20 protein-coding genes are annotated in these 15,770 nt (G+C 71.8%); 12 read left to right on the forward strand and 8 right to left on the reverse strand.

What is annotated here, in order from left to right; translation table 11 throughout:
- The first annotated feature begins 168 nt into the window (after positions 1–168).
- From ndhC to J5X75_RS24610, 5 genes are read left to right on the forward strand one after another with little or no spacing between them, the layout of a single operon-like run.
- Positions 169–546, forward strand: coding sequence for an NADH-quinone oxidoreductase subunit A (gene ndhC / locus J5X75_RS24590; RefSeq protein ID WP_208469848.1), 378 nt, complete (start codon positions 169–171; stop codon positions 544–546).
- 57 nt (positions 547–603) lie between these two features.
- Positions 604–1,044, forward strand: a complete 441-nt coding sequence (locus J5X75_RS24595; RefSeq protein WP_208469849.1) for a DivIVA domain-containing protein — start codon at positions 604–606, stop codon at positions 1,042–1,044.
- Complete coding sequence (locus J5X75_RS24600; RefSeq protein ID WP_208469850.1) at positions 1,044–1,547, forward strand: SRPBCC family protein; 504 nt, start codon at positions 1,044–1,046, stop codon at positions 1,545–1,547. Before J5X75_RS24595 ends, J5X75_RS24600 begins: the two co-directional genes overlap by 1 nt.
- Positions 1,544–2,116 (forward strand): DNA-3-methyladenine glycosylase I, encoded by a 573-nt coding sequence (locus J5X75_RS24605; RefSeq protein ID WP_208469851.1) that lies wholly within the window; start codon positions 1,544–1,546, stop codon positions 2,114–2,116. Before J5X75_RS24600 ends, J5X75_RS24605 begins: the two co-directional genes overlap by 4 nt.
- A 4-nt stretch (positions 2,117–2,120) precedes the next feature.
- On the forward strand, positions 2,121–2,627 hold the full coding sequence (locus J5X75_RS24610) for a hypothetical protein (RefSeq protein WP_208469852.1): 507 nt from the start codon (positions 2,121–2,123) through the stop codon (positions 2,625–2,627).
- Here the strand turns inward: J5X75_RS24610 and J5X75_RS24615 are convergent.
- Entirely contained in the window at positions 2,624–3,412 is a 789-nt protein-coding gene (locus J5X75_RS24615; RefSeq protein WP_208469853.1) for an enoyl-CoA hydratase-related protein, read from the reverse strand. The two genes, J5X75_RS24610 and J5X75_RS24615, sit on opposite strands and share 4 nt — an antisense overlap.
- On the reverse strand, positions 3,409–4,212 hold the full coding sequence (locus J5X75_RS24620; RefSeq protein ID WP_208469854.1) for a PaaX family transcriptional regulator: 804 nt from the start codon (positions 4,210–4,212) through the stop codon (positions 3,409–3,411). Before J5X75_RS24620 ends, J5X75_RS24615 begins: the two co-directional genes overlap by 4 nt.
- A gap of 273 nt (positions 4,213–4,485) precedes the next feature.
- On the opposite strand from J5X75_RS24620, the gene J5X75_RS24625 reads away from it, so the two are divergent.
- Positions 4,486–4,653, forward strand: a complete 168-nt coding sequence (locus J5X75_RS24625) for a DUF3117 domain-containing protein (RefSeq protein ID WP_014447667.1) — start codon at positions 4,486–4,488, stop codon at positions 4,651–4,653.
- A gap of 77 nt (positions 4,654–4,730) precedes the next feature.
- Positions 4,731–6,140 carry a leucyl aminopeptidase family protein gene (locus J5X75_RS24630; RefSeq protein ID WP_307798241.1) on the forward strand — a complete coding sequence of 470 codons (1,410 nt, stop codon included), beginning with the start codon at positions 4,731–4,733 and terminating at the stop codon, positions 6,138–6,140.
- Here the strand turns inward: J5X75_RS24630 and J5X75_RS24635 are convergent.
- Positions 6,105–6,809, reverse strand: coding sequence for an O-methyltransferase (locus J5X75_RS24635; protein WP_238489055.1), 705 nt, complete (start codon positions 6,807–6,809; stop codon positions 6,105–6,107). The genes J5X75_RS24630 and J5X75_RS24635 overlap by 36 nt on opposite strands.
- 158 nt (positions 6,810–6,967) lie before the next feature.
- Here J5X75_RS24635 and J5X75_RS24640 point away from each other — a divergent pair, with 158 nt between their 5' ends.
- Complete coding sequence (locus J5X75_RS24640; RefSeq protein WP_208469855.1) at positions 6,968–8,236, forward strand: S1C family serine protease; 1,269 nt, start codon at positions 6,968–6,970, stop codon at positions 8,234–8,236.
- An 80-nt stretch (positions 8,237–8,316) separates the two neighbouring features.
- A complete protein-coding gene (locus J5X75_RS24645) occupies positions 8,317–8,733 on the forward strand; it encodes a twin-arginine translocase TatA/TatE family subunit (RefSeq protein WP_208469856.1) in 417 nt (138 codons plus the stop codon).
- Here the strand turns inward: J5X75_RS24645 and J5X75_RS24650 are convergent, their stop codons facing one another.
- Genes J5X75_RS24650 through J5X75_RS24660 form a run of 3 tightly spaced genes read right to left on the reverse strand, consistent with a single transcriptional unit; the run spans position 8,734 to position 11,702 of the window.
- Positions 8,734–9,885 (reverse strand): Mrp/NBP35 family ATP-binding protein, encoded by a 1,152-nt coding sequence (locus J5X75_RS24650; protein WP_208469857.1) that lies wholly within the window; start codon positions 9,883–9,885, stop codon positions 8,734–8,736. It lies immediately after the preceding gene.
- Positions 9,886–9,933: 48 nt separating this feature from the next.
- A complete protein-coding gene (locus J5X75_RS24655; protein WP_208469902.1) occupies positions 9,934–10,386 on the reverse strand; it encodes a DUF1003 domain-containing protein in 453 nt (150 codons plus the stop codon).
- 44 nt (positions 10,387–10,430) lie between these two features.
- The gene (locus J5X75_RS24660; protein WP_238489057.1) at positions 10,431–11,702 is read right to left on the reverse strand and encodes a magnesium transporter MgtE N-terminal domain-containing protein; all 1,272 of its coding nucleotides are present in this window, start codon (positions 11,700–11,702) and stop codon (positions 10,431–10,433) included.
- A 33-nt stretch (positions 11,703–11,735) separates the two neighbouring features.
- On the opposite strand from J5X75_RS24660, the gene J5X75_RS24665 reads away from it, so the two are divergent.
- Entirely contained in the window at positions 11,736–12,611 is an 876-nt protein-coding gene (locus J5X75_RS24665) for a PhzF family phenazine biosynthesis protein (protein WP_208469859.1), read from the forward strand.
- 39 nt (positions 12,612–12,650) lie between these two features.
- Here J5X75_RS24665 and J5X75_RS24670 read toward each other — a convergent pair whose 3' ends face one another.
- Both J5X75_RS24670 and J5X75_RS24675 read right to left on the reverse strand, forming a co-directional pair.
- Positions 12,651–13,145 carry a hypothetical protein gene (locus J5X75_RS24670; RefSeq protein WP_208469860.1) on the reverse strand — a complete coding sequence of 165 codons (495 nt, stop codon included), beginning with the start codon at positions 13,143–13,145 and terminating at the stop codon, positions 12,651–12,653.
- A gap of 22 nt (positions 13,146–13,167) precedes the next feature.
- Entirely contained in the window at positions 13,168–13,866 is a 699-nt protein-coding gene (locus J5X75_RS24675; protein WP_208469861.1) for an HAD family hydrolase, read from the reverse strand.
- A gap of 133 nt (positions 13,867–13,999) precedes the next feature.
- Between J5X75_RS24675 and J5X75_RS24680 the strand changes: the two genes are divergently transcribed.
- Positions 14,000–14,911, forward strand: coding sequence for a DMT family transporter (locus J5X75_RS24680; RefSeq protein WP_208469862.1), 912 nt, complete (start codon positions 14,000–14,002; stop codon positions 14,909–14,911).
- Between the two features lie 139 nt (positions 14,912–15,050).
- Complete coding sequence (locus J5X75_RS24685; protein WP_208469863.1) at positions 15,051–15,677, forward strand: hypothetical protein; 627 nt, start codon at positions 15,051–15,053, stop codon at positions 15,675–15,677.
- Positions 15,678–15,770 lie beyond the last annotated feature (93 nt).

The following is a 15,770-nucleotide window of genomic DNA, read 5'->3' on the forward strand; positions in this document are numbered from 1 at the left end:
CGCGGTCCGGCGGCTTCAAGACTGTCGATGAGCCGGCCCGCAAATCGTCAGTTCCACACTACGTCGCCGCTCCTTACGAAGCGGCCGTGGACCGTTGCCCACGGTAGCCGCGAGGGTGAACAACCAGCTAGCAGATCTCACTGGTTGCGTCAGATAGGCTCCCCGATCGTGGAGGGATACCTCGGTTCGTACGCCACCATGGGGCTGCTGCTGCTCGCCGGAGTCCTGCTGTTCGTGGCCGCGTTCGGCGCGAACCGGCTGCTGCGCCCGGCCCGTCCGGCCGAGCCGCCGGGCAAGCGGATCGCCTACGAGAGCGGCATCGACCCGGTCGGCGGTGACTGGGCGCAGGCGCAGATCCGGTATTACGTCTATGCGTACCTCTATGTGCTTTTCGCCGTGGAAGCCGTATTTCTCTTCCCGTGGGCGGTGATCTTCGACCGGCCGGGTTTCGGCGGCCTGGCCATCGCCGAGATGGGCATCTTCGTGGCCGTGCTGGCCCTGGGCATCCTGTACGCCTGGCGCAAGCGGATCCTCACCTGGACCTGACCGTCCAGACGGGTGGTGGGCTCGCCTACGGAATGCGGACATGTCAACATCGTGCGCATGGGTCAGCTTCTGCTCTTCGTTGTCGTGGCACTGGTCGTCGCGACGATCGTCTTCGGCGTGACCGTTCTGCTGAGCGGGAGCGACCCCGGCCTGACCCCGGTCGAGCCCGACGGTCGCGCGGTTCCGCTGCCCAGCGACCGTCCCCTCGGTGAGGACGACATCTCCCGGACCAGGTTCGACTCCGTCTGGCGCGGTTACCGGATGGAGCAGGTGGACCAGGCGTTGCAGCGGGCGGCGTACGACATCGGCTACAAGGGTGAGCTGATCGGCGTGCTGGAGGCCGAGGTGGTCGCGCTACGCGAGGGCCGCACCGAGGACGCCGACGCGCTCCGCAAGGCCCGGGAGGCCGCGATGGCCCCGGTCGCCGGCCTGCCGCCGGTCCCGGAGCCGCCGGTCATCCCGATGGAGACGGGTCAGCAGGAGCCGGTGGAGAAGTGATGAGCGATGCGGAGGGCGGCCCAGGTAACGGGCTGGGTGACGCCGCCCGGGCGGGTTCCGGTGAGTTCACCGCCAAGGTGATCGTCAACGCGCCCGCGTCCCGGGTCTTCGCCGCGTTCATGAACTGGGAGAAGCAGTCCGAGTGGATCCCGTTCACCCGGGTGCGGGTGGTCGAGGGCGACGGCGGCGAGGGCAGCCTGGTCGAGGCGGTCACCGCGCTCGGCCCGGCGGTCCTGCGTGACGAGCTGCGGGTGGTCAAGGTCAACGCGCCGTACGAGGTCCGCGTCGTGCACTGCGGCAAGGTGCTGCGCGGCCCCGGTTCGATGCGGTGCACCGCGATGTCCGGCGACCGGACCCAGATCGTGCTGCACGAGTGGTTCCACCTGCCGCCCGGCGCGGTCGGCAAGATCGCCTGGCCGGTCCTCTGGCCGGGCTCCAAGATCGGCTTCACCGGGACGCTCAAGCGCTTCGCGCGGCTGGTCGAGCAGGGGCGGCTGCCGTGAGCGACATCGGGCTGGTGATCGGCGCCGACGGGCGGCCACGGTGTTTCTGGGCGGGCGGCTCACCGGACTACACGGCCTACCACGACGACGAGTGGGGCCGGCCGGTCCGCGGCGACGACGCCCTCTTCGAGCGGCTCACCCTGGAGGCCTTCCAGTCCGGCCTGTCCTGGATCACCATCCTGCGCAAGCGCCCGGCGTTCCGGGCCGCCTTCGACGGTTTCTCGATCGCCAAGGTGGCCGGGTACACCGAGGCCGACGCCGAGCGCCTGATGGCCGACGCCGGCATCGTCCGCAACCGGATGAAGATCGACGCGGCGCTGCACAACGCACGGGTGGCGGCCGAGGTCGATCTGACGGAGCTGCTCTGGTCGTTCGCGCCGCCGGGCCGGGAGCGCCCGCGTACCCGCGCCGACGTCCCGGCGGTCACACCCGAGTCCACCGCCATGGCCAAGGCGCTCAAGAAGCGCGGATTCAGGTTCGTCGGACCCACCACGGCGTACGCGTTGATGCAGGCCACCGGCATGGTGGACGACCACCTCACGGACTGCCACGTGCCCGTGATGAGATGAAGCCATGGCGCGATGGTCGGTAGTTCTTCCGGATGAGCAGTGGGCGACCGAGCGGTTGTTCCAGCACGATGTGGTGACCGTGGTCGACGGCCCGGCCGGGGCGGCGGTCGGCGACGAGGTGCTGGTGGTCGCCGAACAGCAGGTCGTGGCGTTGGCCCGGGTGGAGAAGACCGACGGCGGTCTCGCGTTGTGGTATCTGCGACGGGCCTTCGACGAGCCGATTCCGGCAGCTCTCTCGGCGGGCCCGGTCGACGAGGCGACGTTCCGGCGGTTCGCCGAGCGCCTGGGCGGCCCGTCCGACAAGAAGGCCTGGCTGGTGAGCGTGGCCATGCCGATCGAGGCGGTCAACCCGGCCGAGGCGGTGCGCCAGTTCTGGTCGCACGTGCTGGAGCTGGGCCCGGCCGAGCTGCCCACCTACGTCTGGCCCTCCGGTGACGAGCTGGCCATGCAGGCCTTCGTCCTCGGGGCCGAGGCGAACCAGGACCCCGAGGAAGAAGACGACGAGGACTAGCGTCCCTGGAATTCCGGGCGCTGCTTGTTCACGAAGGCGTCGACCGCGGCCGAGTGGTCCGCGGTCGCGCCGCAGATCGCCTGAGCCTGGGCCTCGGCCGCCAGGGCGTCGGACAGCGTGCCGGCCGTGGCGATGGACAGCTCGCGCTTGATCGCGCCGTACGCCACCGTGGGGCCGGCCGCCAGCCGCGCGGCCAGCTCCTGGGCCGCCGGCAGCACCTTCTCGTCGTCGTCCAGCAGCTGGGTCAGCATCCCGATCCGGGACGCCTCCTCGGCCTTCACCGGCTTCGCGAGCAGCAGCAGCTCCACCGCCTTGGCATGCCCCACGATCCGCGGCAGCGACCAGGAGATGCCGCTGTCCCCGGCCAGGCCGACGTTGGCGAAGGCCATCAGGAAGCTGGTCCGGGGGCCGCCGATGCGGAAGTCGGCGAGCAGGGCCAGCGAGGCGCCGGCGCCGGCGGCCATCCCGCCGACCGCGGCGATCACCGGCTTCGGCATGTTGGCCAGCCGCTGCGCGATCGGGTTGTAGTGCACCTGCACGGTGTTCAGATCGGTCGCGCCCGACCGCAGCAGCGACGCGTGCTCCCGCAGGTCCTGGCCGCCGCAGAAGGCGCCGCCCGCGCCGGTCAGCACGATCGCCCGGCACGACCGGTCGCCCTCCAGCTCGGCGAGGGTGTCCCGCAACGCCTCCTTGAGGTCGACGGTGAAGGAGTTCATCGCGTCGGGGCGGTTGAGGGTCAGGGTGACTACCGCGTCAGTGCGGTCGACGAGGAGCGAGTCGGTCATGGGTTCGAGAATCCCACACGCGCTCCACGGGTGGCCGACTGCAGGCAACGTTCCACGTGCCGGTCGGCGGCCGGGCGCAGCCGGGCGGCGTGCTTGTCGAAGAATCCGGCGGCCTTGACGCCCGGCCAGCCCGGCGGCAGCAGCGCCGAGGGCAGCTGCGGGTCCTGGAAGAGGAACGACCGCCAGGCGTGCACCAGGCGGAACCGGGCGGCGTACGCTTCCTCGTCGGTGCTACGTGGAGTGATCGCCTTGACGACGGGCAGTAGTTCCTCGACGAAATCCTGGTACGACTGTCCGATGCGGGCGAGGTCCCAGGCCCGGTCCACGATCCCGGTGGCGTCCGCCGCGGGGCTGGCGCTGAACCGCTCGTAGCCGGCGCCCGCCTCGGCCAGCAGCGCCTCGACCTCTTCGGAGGCCCGGGGCGCCACCCAGACCTGGTCGCTGAGCGGCCCGTAGCCCAGATAGGTGAGCCGGAGCGCGTCCCGCCGCGTGACCGGCTCGTGGAGCAGGATCATGTCGAAGCGACCGTCCCAGCCACCGCGACCGGTTCGGTACACCCGGGCGGCCGCCTCGTCGAGCCGGCGCGCGGCCTTCGGGGTGAGCAGATAACCCGGTCCGGCGGCCAGCCGGAGCGGGTGCAGCCAGCCCTGTCGCACCATTCGCGACACTGCGGTGCGGACCGCCGGAGCCGCGATGTCGAGCGGTGCCAGCAGCCGGACCAGCGCCGAGACCGGGGCTCGGGAGCCGCGATCGCGCAGGTAGTCGCCGTACAGGTCGAAGAGTGCGGACCGCGCCTGCATGACCGCACATTGTGACAGCCCAAAAGACGATATGCTAGATGCTGTCACATCCGCCCGGGCTGGGTTTGGGTTCGCCGGTGTTCATCAGGGAAAATGTTTGATCGGCACGGTGGGCCGCAACGCGTGGAAACGTGAAACGGCCTGTACGGCCGCCGGTCGGAAACGAGCACCGCGTCGCGTGGGGCTGAGCACGTGACGGGGCTGCTGGCATTCCAGGAGCAAGTGGCTGTGGGGCAACCCACCGACCCTGACGTAGGTCTGAGGGGAGACAAGATGGCGGCGATGAAGCCGCGGACGGGCGATGGTCCGCTGGAGGTCACCAAGGAGGGTCGTGGCATCGTCATGCGCGTCCCGCTGGAAGGTGGTGGCCGTCTCGTCGTTGAGATGACTCCGGACGAGGCCAACGCGCTGGGTGACGCGTTGAAGTCGATCGCCGGCTGACGTTTCACGCGAGCCCGCCGGTACGGTACCGCCCGTACCGGCGGGCTTTCCACGTCTCAGGGAAAGGTCATCCTCCCGTGTTCACCATCCGATTGACCGACGTCTCCGACGACACTCACACCCGGGTCCTCCCGGTCGGCCCCGGCCTGGATCCGGAGATGTCCGCACTGGTCGGCGCGACCGAGGGCGCCGATACGGCGGGCCGGATCACGGTGTTCCCACGCCCGCTGCGGCAGCCGTCCCGGGTCCTGCTGGCCGGGGTGGGCGCCGGGGACGAGGCGGCCTGGCGTGCGGCCGGCGCCGCGATCGTGCGGGAGGCCGGAGACGACGAGACCCTGGAGGCGCTGCTTCCGGCGGATCTCGCCCCGGCCGCGCTGCGCGGCCTGGCCGAGGGCCTCTGGCTGGGCGGCTATCGCTATCGCGATGCCGTCAAGGCGCCCCGGTCCGGCGAGGTGCGGCTCGTTCTCGACGACCCTTCGGCGTACGCGGAGAGCCTCGCGGCCGCAAGGGTGACCGCCGAGGCCACCTGGCTCGCCCGGGACCTGACCAACACACCCGCGTCGGTGAAGAACCCGGAGTGGTTCGCCGGCCAGATCGTGGCCGAGGCCGCGCGCCGCACCGGCCTGACCGTGACCGTCCGGGCCGGCGACGAGCTGGAGCGGTTCGGCGGTCTGCGGGCCGTCGGCGGCGGCTCGGTGTCGCCGCCGCGCTTCGTCGAGATCTCCTGGCAGCCGCCCGGCGCCACCACCCACGTGGTGCTGGTCGGCAAGGGCATCACCTTCGACACCGGCGGCATCTCGATCAAGCCGCGGGACAGCATGAAGCTGATGAAGAAGGACATGGGTGGCGCCGCCGCGGTGGTCGCCGCCACCCTGGGCGCCGCCGACCTGAACCTGCCGGTGCGGATCACCACGCTGGTGCCGCTCGCCGAGAACGCGATCGGTGGCGGCGCCTTCCGCCCCGGCGACGTGATCACCCACTACGACGGCTCGACCACCGAGAACACGAACTCCGACGCCGAGGGCCGTCTCGTGCTGGCCGACGCCCTGGCGTACGCGGCCGCCGAACTGAGCCCCGACCTGGTGATCGACCTGGCCACCCTGACCGGGGCGAACGCCGTGGCGCTCGGCAAGCGCACCGCCGCCCTGATCAGCCCGGACGAGGAGCTGGTCACGGCGCTGACCGCGGCCGGCGAGGCGGCCGGCGAGCAGATGTGGCGGCTGCCGCTCGCCGACGACTACGTCGAGCACCAGCGCAGCGACATCGCCGACCGGATCAACGCGGGCGCCGGGCCCGGCGTGATCACCGCCGCCCTGTTCCTGCGCGACTTCTACGGCCCGGTCCGCTGGGCGCACTTCGACATGTCCGCGCCGAGCTGGTCCGAGTCGGCCGACGGGGAGCTGACCAAGGGCGCCACCGGCTGGGGCGCCCGCACGTTGTTGCGCTACCTCTCAGCGCTTGACGGCGGTCAGCAGGCCGGCGCCTGACGGGATCACCGCGGGGATCCAGTCCTCGGAGTCCCGGATCGCCTTGACCGTCTCCCGGATGGTCAGGGTGTCCACGTCCCGGGCGGACGGGTCGCTGATCCGGCCGCCCGCGTGCGCCCCGTTCACGATCAGCACCCCGCCCGGCCGGAGCAGGCGCAGGGCGGCCTCGGTGCAGGCGGCGAACTCGGTGGTGTCGGCGTCCACGAAGATCAGGTCGTAGACGCCGTCGGCCAGCCGGGGCAGCACGTTCAGGGCGCGCCCGCTGATGATCCGGGTCCGGGAGGAGGCGTACCCCGCCTCCAGGAAGATCCGCCGGGCGATCCGCTGGTGCTCGTGCTCGACGTCGATGGTGGTGAGCACCCCGTCCGGCCGCATGCCACGGAGCAGCCAGATGCCGCTCACGCCGGTTCCGGTGCCGATCTCGACCACCGCCTTGGCGCTGCCCGCGGCGGCCAGCAGGCGCAGCACGGAGCCGGCGCCGGGGGAGACACAGGGCAGGCCGAGCTCGTGTGCCAGGGCACGCGCGGTCTGCAGGACCGGGTCCTCGACGGCGTAGGTCTCGGCGAACGGCGTCGATTGCGCCGCCGGCTGACCGAAGGAACGAGCGGGACCGATGATGACGACCTCCGTACGAGCGGTGGTGGATGTCCGTGGCGGAACCACGCACATCGGATAAGAGAGTAGAGCGATGTTCTCCGGTGACGCACTGCGCCGTCGATGGATAAAGGGGGTCACTCGGCTCAGGGGCACCCGTGGCAAGGTGGGTACCGCCGGATCCGTGTCATCCTGGAGAGCGCGGATCCGGGCGAGCGGATGGAGGCACCGACGTGACCGACGGCTGGAACTGGCGCCGGCCACCGACGCCGCCTGCCCACGGCACCCCGCAGTCCCCGGCTCCCGGCCGGCCAGGCTCGCCCTGGTGGTCCGGTGCGACGACCGATCCGTGGCGTGATCCGTACGCTCCGTCAGCGGTGGTCCTGCCCGCCCCACCGGCCGGCGGCGGCGCCCCGGAGCCGGTCACCGATCCCGACGCGCCTCGCCGGCCGTACGCGGCCATCATCGTGATCTGCCTGGTCACCGCCCTGTTGGCGGGTGGCATCGGCGGCACGCTCGGGTTCGTCTTCGCGGTCCGCGGCGGATATGCCGCGAGCAGCGGGACCCAGCTCGGCGCATCCGGCCAGAAGATCCCGGAAAACACGCAGCGTGCACCCGAGTCGCTCGCCGGTGTGGCCGAGCGGGTCATGCCGAGCGTCGTCACGGTCCGGGTCAGCGGGGCGATCGGCTCCGGTTTCGTGGTGTCCACGGACGGCTACGTGATCACCAACGACCACGTGGTCGAGGGCGCCGACGACACCCTGTCGGTCTCCTTCCACGACGGCTCCACGGCCACCGCGAAACTGATCGGCCGCGACCCGGAGTCCGATGTGGCAGTGATCAAAGTCGCAAAGAGCGGTCTCACCCCCGTCTCGCTCGGCAATTCCGACGACATCGCGGTCGGCGACCCGGTGCTCGCCTTCGGTTCGCCGCTCGCGCTCGTCAACACGGTCACCCAGGGCATCGTGAGCGCCCTGGACCGGCCCATCCAGGCCGGTGAGGAGGGCGGCACCACCCGCTACTACGCGGCCATCCAGACCGACGCCGCGGTCAACCAGGGCAACTCCGGCGGGCCGCTGGTCGACGCGGGCGGCCAGGTGGTCGGGGTCAACTCGGTGATCCGTTCGGTCGGTGGCGCCGACACCGAGGCCGGCAACATCGGCCTCGCCTTCGCCATCCCGATCAATCAGGCCAAACGGGTGGCCGAGGACATCATCGACACCGGCAAGGCCCGGCGGACGGTGATCGGCGCCGAGGTGATGACCGGGGAGACGGCGGCCGGCGCCCGGCTGCGCGGGGTCGAGCAGGCCGGTCCCGCGGCGACGGCCGGTCTGCGGGCCGGCGACGTCATCACCAAGCTCGACGGGCATCCGCTCGAGGAGGGCACCGACCTGATCGCGCTGGTCCGCAAGTACGCTCCCGGCTCCACCGTCGCGGTCGAGTACCGCCGCGGCACCAAGACCGCGTCCGTGTCGGTGACCCTCGCCGCGGACACCAACTGACGCCGAGGTCCCGTCCGGGTGGGCTGTGCTCACACAGGGAGCGTGCGTAGTCTTGGCGCGGGACGTTGGGGAGGCCGGACGTGTTCGAGAATCTGAACTGGTGGGAGATCGGCGCGCTGCTCATGCTCGCGCTGCTGATCTTCGGTGAGCGCCTGCCCAAGGTGCTGGGTGACGGTCTGCGCATGCTGCGCGGCCTGCGCAGCATGGCGCAGAACGCGACGTCCGACCTGAGCCGTGAGCTGGGCACCGACATCCAGCTCGAAGACCTGCATCCGAAGGCGTTCATCCGTAAGCACCTGCTCAGCGAGGAGGACGAGCAGGCGCTGCGCAAGCCGTTGCAGAGCCTCTTCGACGACGTGAAGCAGGACCTCAACGGGGTCAAGTCGGAGCTCTCCGACGTCGCCTCGGCCGCCGACTTCAAGAGCGCCCCGAAAACGACCGCGCCGGTTGAGAGCCCTCAACCGGCGCAGCAGCGTTACGACCTGGACGCGACCTAGTCAGCCCCGTTTGGCGTTCACCATGAGGCCCAGCGGCTTGCCGACCAGGGACTCGCGGCGGACGGCCAGCCTGTCGGCCACGCCGTCGATGGCCTTGGCGGCCGGGGCGTCCGGCTCGGCCAGCACGATCGGGGTGCCGCCGTCGCCGGCCTCACGGACCCGGGTGTCCAGCGGGATCTGACCGAGCAGCTCGACCCGGGCGCCGATGGTGGTGCTCAGCGAATCGGCCACGGTCTGGCCGCCGCCCGCGCCGAAGACCTCCATGCGGGAGCCGTCCGGCAGCTCCAGCCACGACATGTTCTCCACCACGCCGACCAGGCGCTGGTGGGTCTGCAGGGCGATCGCCCCGGCCCGCTCGGCCACCTCGGCGGCGGCCATCTGCGGGGTGGTGACGACCAGGATCTCCGCGTTCGGCAGGAGCTGGGCCAGCGAGATGGCCACGTCACCGGTGCCCGGCGGCAGGTCGAGCAGCAGCACGTCCAGGTCGCCCCAGTAGACCTCGGCGAGGAACTGCTCCAGCGCGCGGTGCAGCATCGGGCCACGCCAGACCACCGCGGCGTTGCCGGACGTGAACATGCCGATCGAGATGACCTTCACGCCGTGCGACTGCGGCGGCATGATCATGTCCTCGACGCGGGTCGGGCGGTTCTCCACGCCGAGCATCCGCGGCACCGAGTGGCCGTAGATGTCCGCGTCGATCACGCCGACCGACAGGCCCCGCTTGGCCAGGGCCGCGGCCAGGTTCACGGTGACGCTCGACTTGCCGACGCCGCCCTTTCCGCTGGCCACCGCGTACACCCTGGTGCGGGAGCCCGGCTGGGCGAAGGGAATGACCGGTGCCGCCGAAGCGCCACCACCGCGCAGCGTGGTCTGCAGCGCCTTGCGCTGCTCGTCGGTCATCACCCCGAAGTTGATCGAGACCCGGTCGATGCCGGGGATCTTGGTGAGCGCGGCGGTGATGTCGTTGTTCAGCTTGTCCCGCAGCGGGCAGCCGGCGACGGTGAGCAGCAGATCGACCTTGACCAGGCCGTCGCTCACGGTGAAGCCCGAGACCATGCCGAGGTCGGTGATCGGGCGGCGGATCTCGGGGTCGTCCACGGTCGCCAGAGCGGCCTGGATCGCGTCCTCGAGCGTGTTGGCGGGAGCGGACATGCAGCCCATGCTACGTCGAGGTCAGGGGCGTCCTCGCTGAGGTGAGGCTCACTCCGTACGGCGCTTCTCCCGGCGCAGGGCGGCCTCGTCGAGCTCGTCCGCGAGACGGCTCAGCTCCGACCGGAGGAAGTCCCGGGTCGCGACCTCACCCAGGGCGATCCGCAGCGCGGCGATCTCGCGGGCCAGGAACTCGGTGTCCGCCTTCTGCATCGCCGCCCGCCGCCGGTCCTCCTCCATGGCGAGCCGGTCGCGGTCGGCCTGCCGGTTCTGCGCCAGGAGGATCAACGGCGCGGCGTACGACGCCTGCAACGACAGGATCAGGGTGAGGAACGTGAACGTGTACGGGTCGAAGCGCAGGTTCTCCGGCGCCAGCGTGTTCCACGCGAACCAGGCGGCGATCACCACCGTCATGTAGACGATGAACTTCGCCGTGCCCATGTACCGCGCGATGCTCTCCGACCAGCGGCCGAACGCCTCCGGGTCGAACCGGGGCAACTGCATCCGCCCCGGGTCGCGCGGCCGGTCCAGCCCCCGCCTGTTGTCGCTCACGGGATCACCTGCTCGTCCACGTGGACGTCGTGTTCCCGCCAGTCGCGCGGCAGCAGGTGGTCGAGCACGTCGTCGACGGTCACCGCGCCGAGAAGCCGGTACGCCGAGTCCACCACCGGCATGGCCACCAGGTCGTACGTCGCCATCCGCCGGGTGATCTCCGCCAGCCCGGTATCGGTCCGTAACGGTTCGATGCCGCTGTCCACCAGCCCGCCCACGATCGAGGCCGGAGGTTCCCGCAGCAGCCGCTGGAAGTGCACCACGCCCAGGTACTTACCCGTCGGCGTGGCCATCGGCGCCCGGGCCACGAAGACCTGCGCGGCGACCACCGGCGACAACTCGGCGTTGCGGATCCGGGCGAGCGCCTCGGCGACCGTGGCGTCCGGGGTGAGGATCACCGGCTCCGAGGTCATCACACTGCCCGCGGTGCCCGCCTGGTAGCTCATCAGCTGCCGGACCGGCGCGGCCTCCTCCGGCTCCATCAGGTCGAGCAGCACCGCCTGCTCGGTCTGCGGCAGCTCGGCGAGCAGGTCGGCCGCGTCGTCCGGGTCCATCCGCTCGAGCACGTCGGCGGCCCGCTCCCGCTCCAGCCCGACCAGGATCTCCACCTGGTCGTGCTCGGGCAGCTCCTCCAGCACGTCGGCCAGCCGCCGGTCGTCCAGGGCGGCGGCCACCTCGTTGCGGCGGGCGTCCGGCAGGTGTTGCAGCGCGTTCGCCATGTCGGCCGGGCGCATCTGGTCCAGCACGGCCATCAGGTTCGCGGTCCCCTGGGTGTCGGTGGGGCCGACCAGGCCACGGACCCGGTCGTACTCGGCCTGGTAGACGTGCCCGCGCCGGGCCAGCCGCCCGGTCAGCTCCCGGACCGCGATGCGCGTGACGATCCACTCGGTGTTCCGGTTCAGGTCCATGCCGACGTCGACCACGATCCCGTGGTGGACGGGGCCCTCACCGTGCTCCGGCACCACGGTCACCCGGCGGTCGAGCAGATCCTCCAGGACCAGCAGCTCGTTCGGCCGCTTCTCGAACCGGCGCAGGTTGAGGGTGCCCGTGCTGAGCACCACCGCCTCCGCGTCCATGCTGGTGACCCGGCCGATCGGCAGGAAGATGCGCCGCCGCAGCGCCATCTCGGCGACCAGGCCGACGATCTGCGGCGGGCGGTTGGTCGTGCGCAGGCGGACGACCGCGTCGCGGACCCGCCCCACCCGGTCGCCGTTGGGGTCGAACACCGGCAGGCCGGCGAGGCGAGCCAGATAAATCCTCGTCCCCATGGTCACGACCCCAGCCTAGGTTAGGGTCCGGACATGTCCACCTTGGCGTACGAGATCGTCGACGTGTTCACTGATCGGCCGTTCGCCGGCAATCCACTCGCCGTGGTGTTCGGTGGCGCGCGGCTCGCGACCGCCCAGATGCAGGCCCTGGCCCGGCAGTTCAACCTCTCCGAGACGGTGTTCCCGCTGCCTCCGTCGGCGCCCGGGGCCACGTATCGGGCCCGCATCTTCACCCCGGAGGGCGAGATCCCGTTCGCCGGCCATCCCTCCGTCGGGGTGGCGGTCACCGCGATGCGCCGGGGCATGTTCCGGGCCGGTGCGGTGGTCCAGGAGTGCGGCGCCGGCCTGCTGCCGATCACCGTGACGGCCGCGGGCACGGCCACGCTCACCGGCGCCGAACCCCGGCTCGGCCCGCCCCTCGATCCGGCGCCGCTGCTCGCGGCGGTCGGCCTGACGGCCGCCGACCACGCCGGTGACGATCTCGCTGCCCCACGTTCCGCCGGGTGCGGCCTGGACTGGTTGCTTCTTCCGGTACGCCGGGAAGCGCTCGCCCGTGCCCGGGTCGACGTGGCGGCGGCGGAACGGGCCGGGGTCACCGACATCAGTGTCTTCTCGTGGGCCGACGGCGAGGCGCACGCCCGGGTCTTCGTGGCCGGCGGTGCCGTGCCCGAGGATCCGGCGACCGGTTCGGCGGCGCTGGCCCTCGGGGTGTGGCTGGTGGCGGCCGGCCGGGTGCCCGGCGAGGGCGTCTCGTCCTACCGCATCCATCAGGGCGTGGAGATGAAGCGCCCGTCCCGCCTGGAGTGCACGGTCACGGCTTCCGGCGGCGCCGCGGTCTCCGCGACCGTGAGCGGCCAGGTGTGGCCGGTGGCGGCCGGCGAGATAGCCGTCCCACCGTTCATCGGGTGACGAGCCTGACCCAGTGGCCGTGCGGCGTCAGCCGCCCGGTCAGCGTTTCTTGACGCGGTGCAGGCGGAAGGGGCGGCGGGTCTCGACGCGGGCCGGGGTCTCGCGGGGCGGCGCGGCCTGTGACGCGGCCGGGAGGTCGGCGGCCCCGGTCGCGGCGTCGGCGGCCGGGGTGAGGCGGACCAGCGCGCAGCCGTCGGCCGCCCAGCGGGCCACCACCTCCTCGGCAGTGCCGGAGGCGTTGAGGCGTTTGCCGGCCAGCTGCGGGGCGATCCCGTCCCACTCCGGGGAGCCCGGGACCAGCCGGGACACCTCGGCCTCGGCCTGCACGATCAGCCCGCCGTGGTCGCCGCGGAGCCGGACCGTCGCCCGCCGCGCCTCGGCCAGCCCCGGCGCGAACTGTTCACCGGGCCCGCTCACCACGGCCAGCGAGGACTCCACCGGCATGCACCAGAGCGCGTAGGCCGGCCCGTCATCCACGGAGATCCAGGCGATCGCGGCCTTCTTGATCGCCTCTTCCAGCACGCCAGAGCTCACCGGGCCATCCTCCCACGCCGCGTCACACCAGGACGGGCACCGAGTCGAGCAGGGTCAGCACCTCGGTGAGCGACCGGACCGTACGTCCCGCGAAGTTGGTGTCCGCGTCGAAGACCAGATGGTTGGCGAGGTCGGGGGCGGCCAGGCGGACCGGTGTCATGCCGACCGCCGCCGCCCCGGTTAGCTCGTGGCTTCCGCCGTCGCCGACGTACAGGCAGTCCTCCGGGGCGACGTCGAGGGCGGCACAGGCGGCCAGGTAGATCTCCGGGTCGGGCTTGCACACGCCGATCTCGACCGAGTAGATCTGGGCGTCCAGCAGCGGTGCGACGGGCAGGCCGGGCAGGAAGGCGGGGAGTTCGTGGGTGCAGTCGCTGACCACCGCGGTGCGTACCCCGCGCCGGCGGACGGCGGCGAGAGCGCTCACCGCGTCGGGCCGCAGCTGGGTGTCGGCGCGCAGCGCGTCGATCCGGGCCGGCACTCCGGCGCGGATGGCGCCGGGGTGGGGATGGCCACCGGCCTGCTCGATCACCCAGCGGAGGGTGGCTTCGGCGGAGCCGTAGCGGCCGCACGCCCGGGCCCGGAACGTGCGGTTCAGGACGCCGACCACGGCGTCCGGGTCGGCGCCGAGCGACCGGGCGATGGCGGCGTGCTGGGGGCCGCGCTGGACAGACCGGGTCAAAGTGCCGAAAAAGTCAAACACGACCGCACGGTATGCGGGCATGTGAATCGGCCTCCAGGACATGGGGGGCGGAAACAGGGAGTGAACCGCCGGTGACTGTATCGACTCCGTCACTGTCCGCCAATAGACAGTGGCAAACTCGCCAGGACTACCGCGCAAGAAGCGACGGCCGGGGATGAATATGCGCTCACCAGGTCAACCGGCGAGCCTGATCTTGGCACTGACCGTCGCGGTGCTGGCCGTTTCCTCGTCGGCCCCGTTGATCGCCTTCGCGGCCGCGCCGGCCCTCGCCATCGCGTTCTGGCGCAACGGCCTCGCGGCGCTCGCGCTCACCCCGATCACGCTCGGTCCGCGCCGGGCCGAGGTGCGCCGGGCCGCCGGCGGCCCGGCCGGGATCCTCTGCGTGCTCGCCGGGCTGGCGCTGGCCCTGCACTTCGCGACCTGGATGCCGAGCGTGCAGCTCGGCTCGGTGGCCACCGCGACCGCGCTGGTCGCCACCCAGCCGGTCTGGCAGGGCCTGATCGCGGCGGCGCAGGGCCGGCGGCCCTCGGCGGCCGGGTGGACCGGTATCGGGCTGGCGGTGGCCGGCGCCGCCTGGGCCACCGGCGCCGATGTCGGGGTGTCCGGGCAGGCCGTCCTGGCCGACGTGCTGGCACTGCTCGGGGCGGTGGCGGCGGCCGTCTACACGGCTCTCGGCGAGCGCGCCCGGACCCGGCTGAGCACCACCACGTACACCTGGATCTGTTATGGCACGTGCGCCGTCGTGCTGCTCGCCGTCTGCCTGGTCTTCGGCGTCGGCCTGACCGGGTACGACGGCCGCACCTGGGCGGCGATCCTGGCCCTCGTGGCGGGCGCCCAGCTGCTGGGGCACTCGATGTTCAACTACGCGCTCCAGCACACGTCGGCCACCACGGTCAGCGTCCTGATCCTGCTGGAGGTGCCGGGCGCGGCCTTCCTCGCCTGGTGGTGGCTCGGGCAGGTACCCCGGGCGGGCTCGCTGCCGGGGCTGGCGCTGCTGCTGACCGGGGTCGCGGTGTTCCTCGTGGGCGCGGCGCGGGTGGTCCGTACCGAATCTCTTTCCAGCTAAATATGGGCTGATTGCAACCTTCTTCCGATTCAGTACTCGAAGCTCGGTCGTTGGCCCCGCCGAAGCCCCTCCTCCCTCGGCGGCCGCGGGCCGCCCGCTGGCGGAGGGTGGCCGGCACGCGATAGTGAAGGAGGATGCGATGTATGGCGATCGGCTGGTCCGGCTTCTGCTCGCCGGGGCGCTCCTCATGACCGCGCCCGGCTGCGGCGAGATCGACGGCGGCGACCCGCGGGAGCACTCCGGGCCGACCGGCGGCTGGCGCACGGCCGGTTGCCAGTTCAGCCGCCCGGCGCAGTTCAGCACGGTCGGTGGGCGGAGCATGCCGGTCACTCCGCAGCGGCTCGCCGCCGCCATCGAGCGGATCGACCGCGGCGGGCGTGAGCGGTTCGCCGACAGCTTCGCGGGGCTCGAGGTCGATCAGCTCCGGGTACGCGCGATCGTGTACCGCGTACCGTCGGAGGTTTTCGACGACTTCATCCGGGAGAGCGCCGAGGACACCTGTGTGGTGGTGCGGGACGCGGCGCACGCCGTCGCCGAGCTCACCCGGTGGCACGACCGCGTGGTGGCCGACCTGCCGTACTGGGACTCCCGCGGCATCCGGATCGTGACCGTGGGCAGCCGGCACGACGGCGTGGGCGTGGAGATCGGCACCCGCGACATCGACCGGATCCGCCGGGAGTTCCCGGACCGTTACGGAGCGGATGCCCCCCTGGTGTTCGTCGAGGAGGGCCCGGTGCGCCCGCTCACCCCCGAAACCGGTGACTGATCTTTTCGCGTCCTGTCGGAAAGCCGTCACTACCAGGGCGGACGTGATGCGGGGACGGTCGTCCCGGGCGACGCCACAGTGACACGATGTTTG

Source organism: Actinoplanes flavus, from assembly GCF_017592555.1.
GTDB classification, from domain to species: domain Bacteria; phylum Actinomycetota; class Actinomycetes; order Mycobacteriales; family Micromonosporaceae; genus Actinoplanes; species Actinoplanes flavus.

Coding starts and splice junctions, on each gene's coding strand:
- J5X75_RS24675 (WP_208469861.1), bottom strand. CDS start 13,866: ATGCCCGCATACCGTGCGGTCGTGTTTGACTTTTTCGGCACTTTGACC.
- J5X75_RS24610 (WP_208469852.1), top strand. CDS start 2,121: ATGGCGCGATGGTCGGTAGTTCTTCCGGATGAGCAGTGGGCGACCGAG.
- J5X75_RS24685 (WP_208469863.1), top strand. CDS start 15,051: ATGTATGGCGATCGGCTGGTCCGGCTTCTGCTCGCCGGGGCGCTCCTC.
- J5X75_RS24655 (WP_208469902.1), bottom strand. CDS start 10,386: ATGCAGTTGCCCCGGTTCGACCCGGAGGCGTTCGGCCGCTGGTCGGAG.
- J5X75_RS24680 (WP_208469862.1), top strand. CDS start 14,000: ATGAATATGCGCTCACCAGGTCAACCGGCGAGCCTGATCTTGGCACTG.
- J5X75_RS24615 (WP_208469853.1), bottom strand. CDS start 3,412: ATGACCGACTCGCTCCTCGTCGACCGCACTGACGCGGTAGTCACCCTG.
- J5X75_RS24600 (WP_208469850.1), top strand. CDS start 1,044: ATGAGCGATGCGGAGGGCGGCCCAGGTAACGGGCTGGGTGACGCCGCC.
- J5X75_RS24620 (WP_208469854.1), bottom strand. CDS start 4,212: ATGCAGGCGCGGTCCGCACTCTTCGACCTGTACGGCGACTACCTGCGC.
- J5X75_RS24660 (WP_238489057.1), bottom strand. CDS start 11,702: ATGGGGACGAGGATTTATCTGGCTCGCCTCGCCGGCCTGCCGGTGTTC.
- J5X75_RS24635 (WP_238489055.1), bottom strand. CDS start 6,809: ATGTGCGTGGTTCCGCCACGGACATCCACCACCGCTCGTACGGAGGTC.
- J5X75_RS24665 (WP_208469859.1), top strand. CDS start 11,736: ATGTCCACCTTGGCGTACGAGATCGTCGACGTGTTCACTGATCGGCCG.
- J5X75_RS24650 (WP_208469857.1), bottom strand. CDS start 9,885: ATGTCCGCTCCCGCCAACACGCTCGAGGACGCGATCCAGGCCGCTCTG.
- J5X75_RS24595 (WP_208469849.1), top strand. CDS start 604: ATGGGTCAGCTTCTGCTCTTCGTTGTCGTGGCACTGGTCGTCGCGACG.
- J5X75_RS24625 (WP_014447667.1), top strand. CDS start 4,486: ATGGCGGCGATGAAGCCGCGGACGGGCGATGGTCCGCTGGAGGTCACC.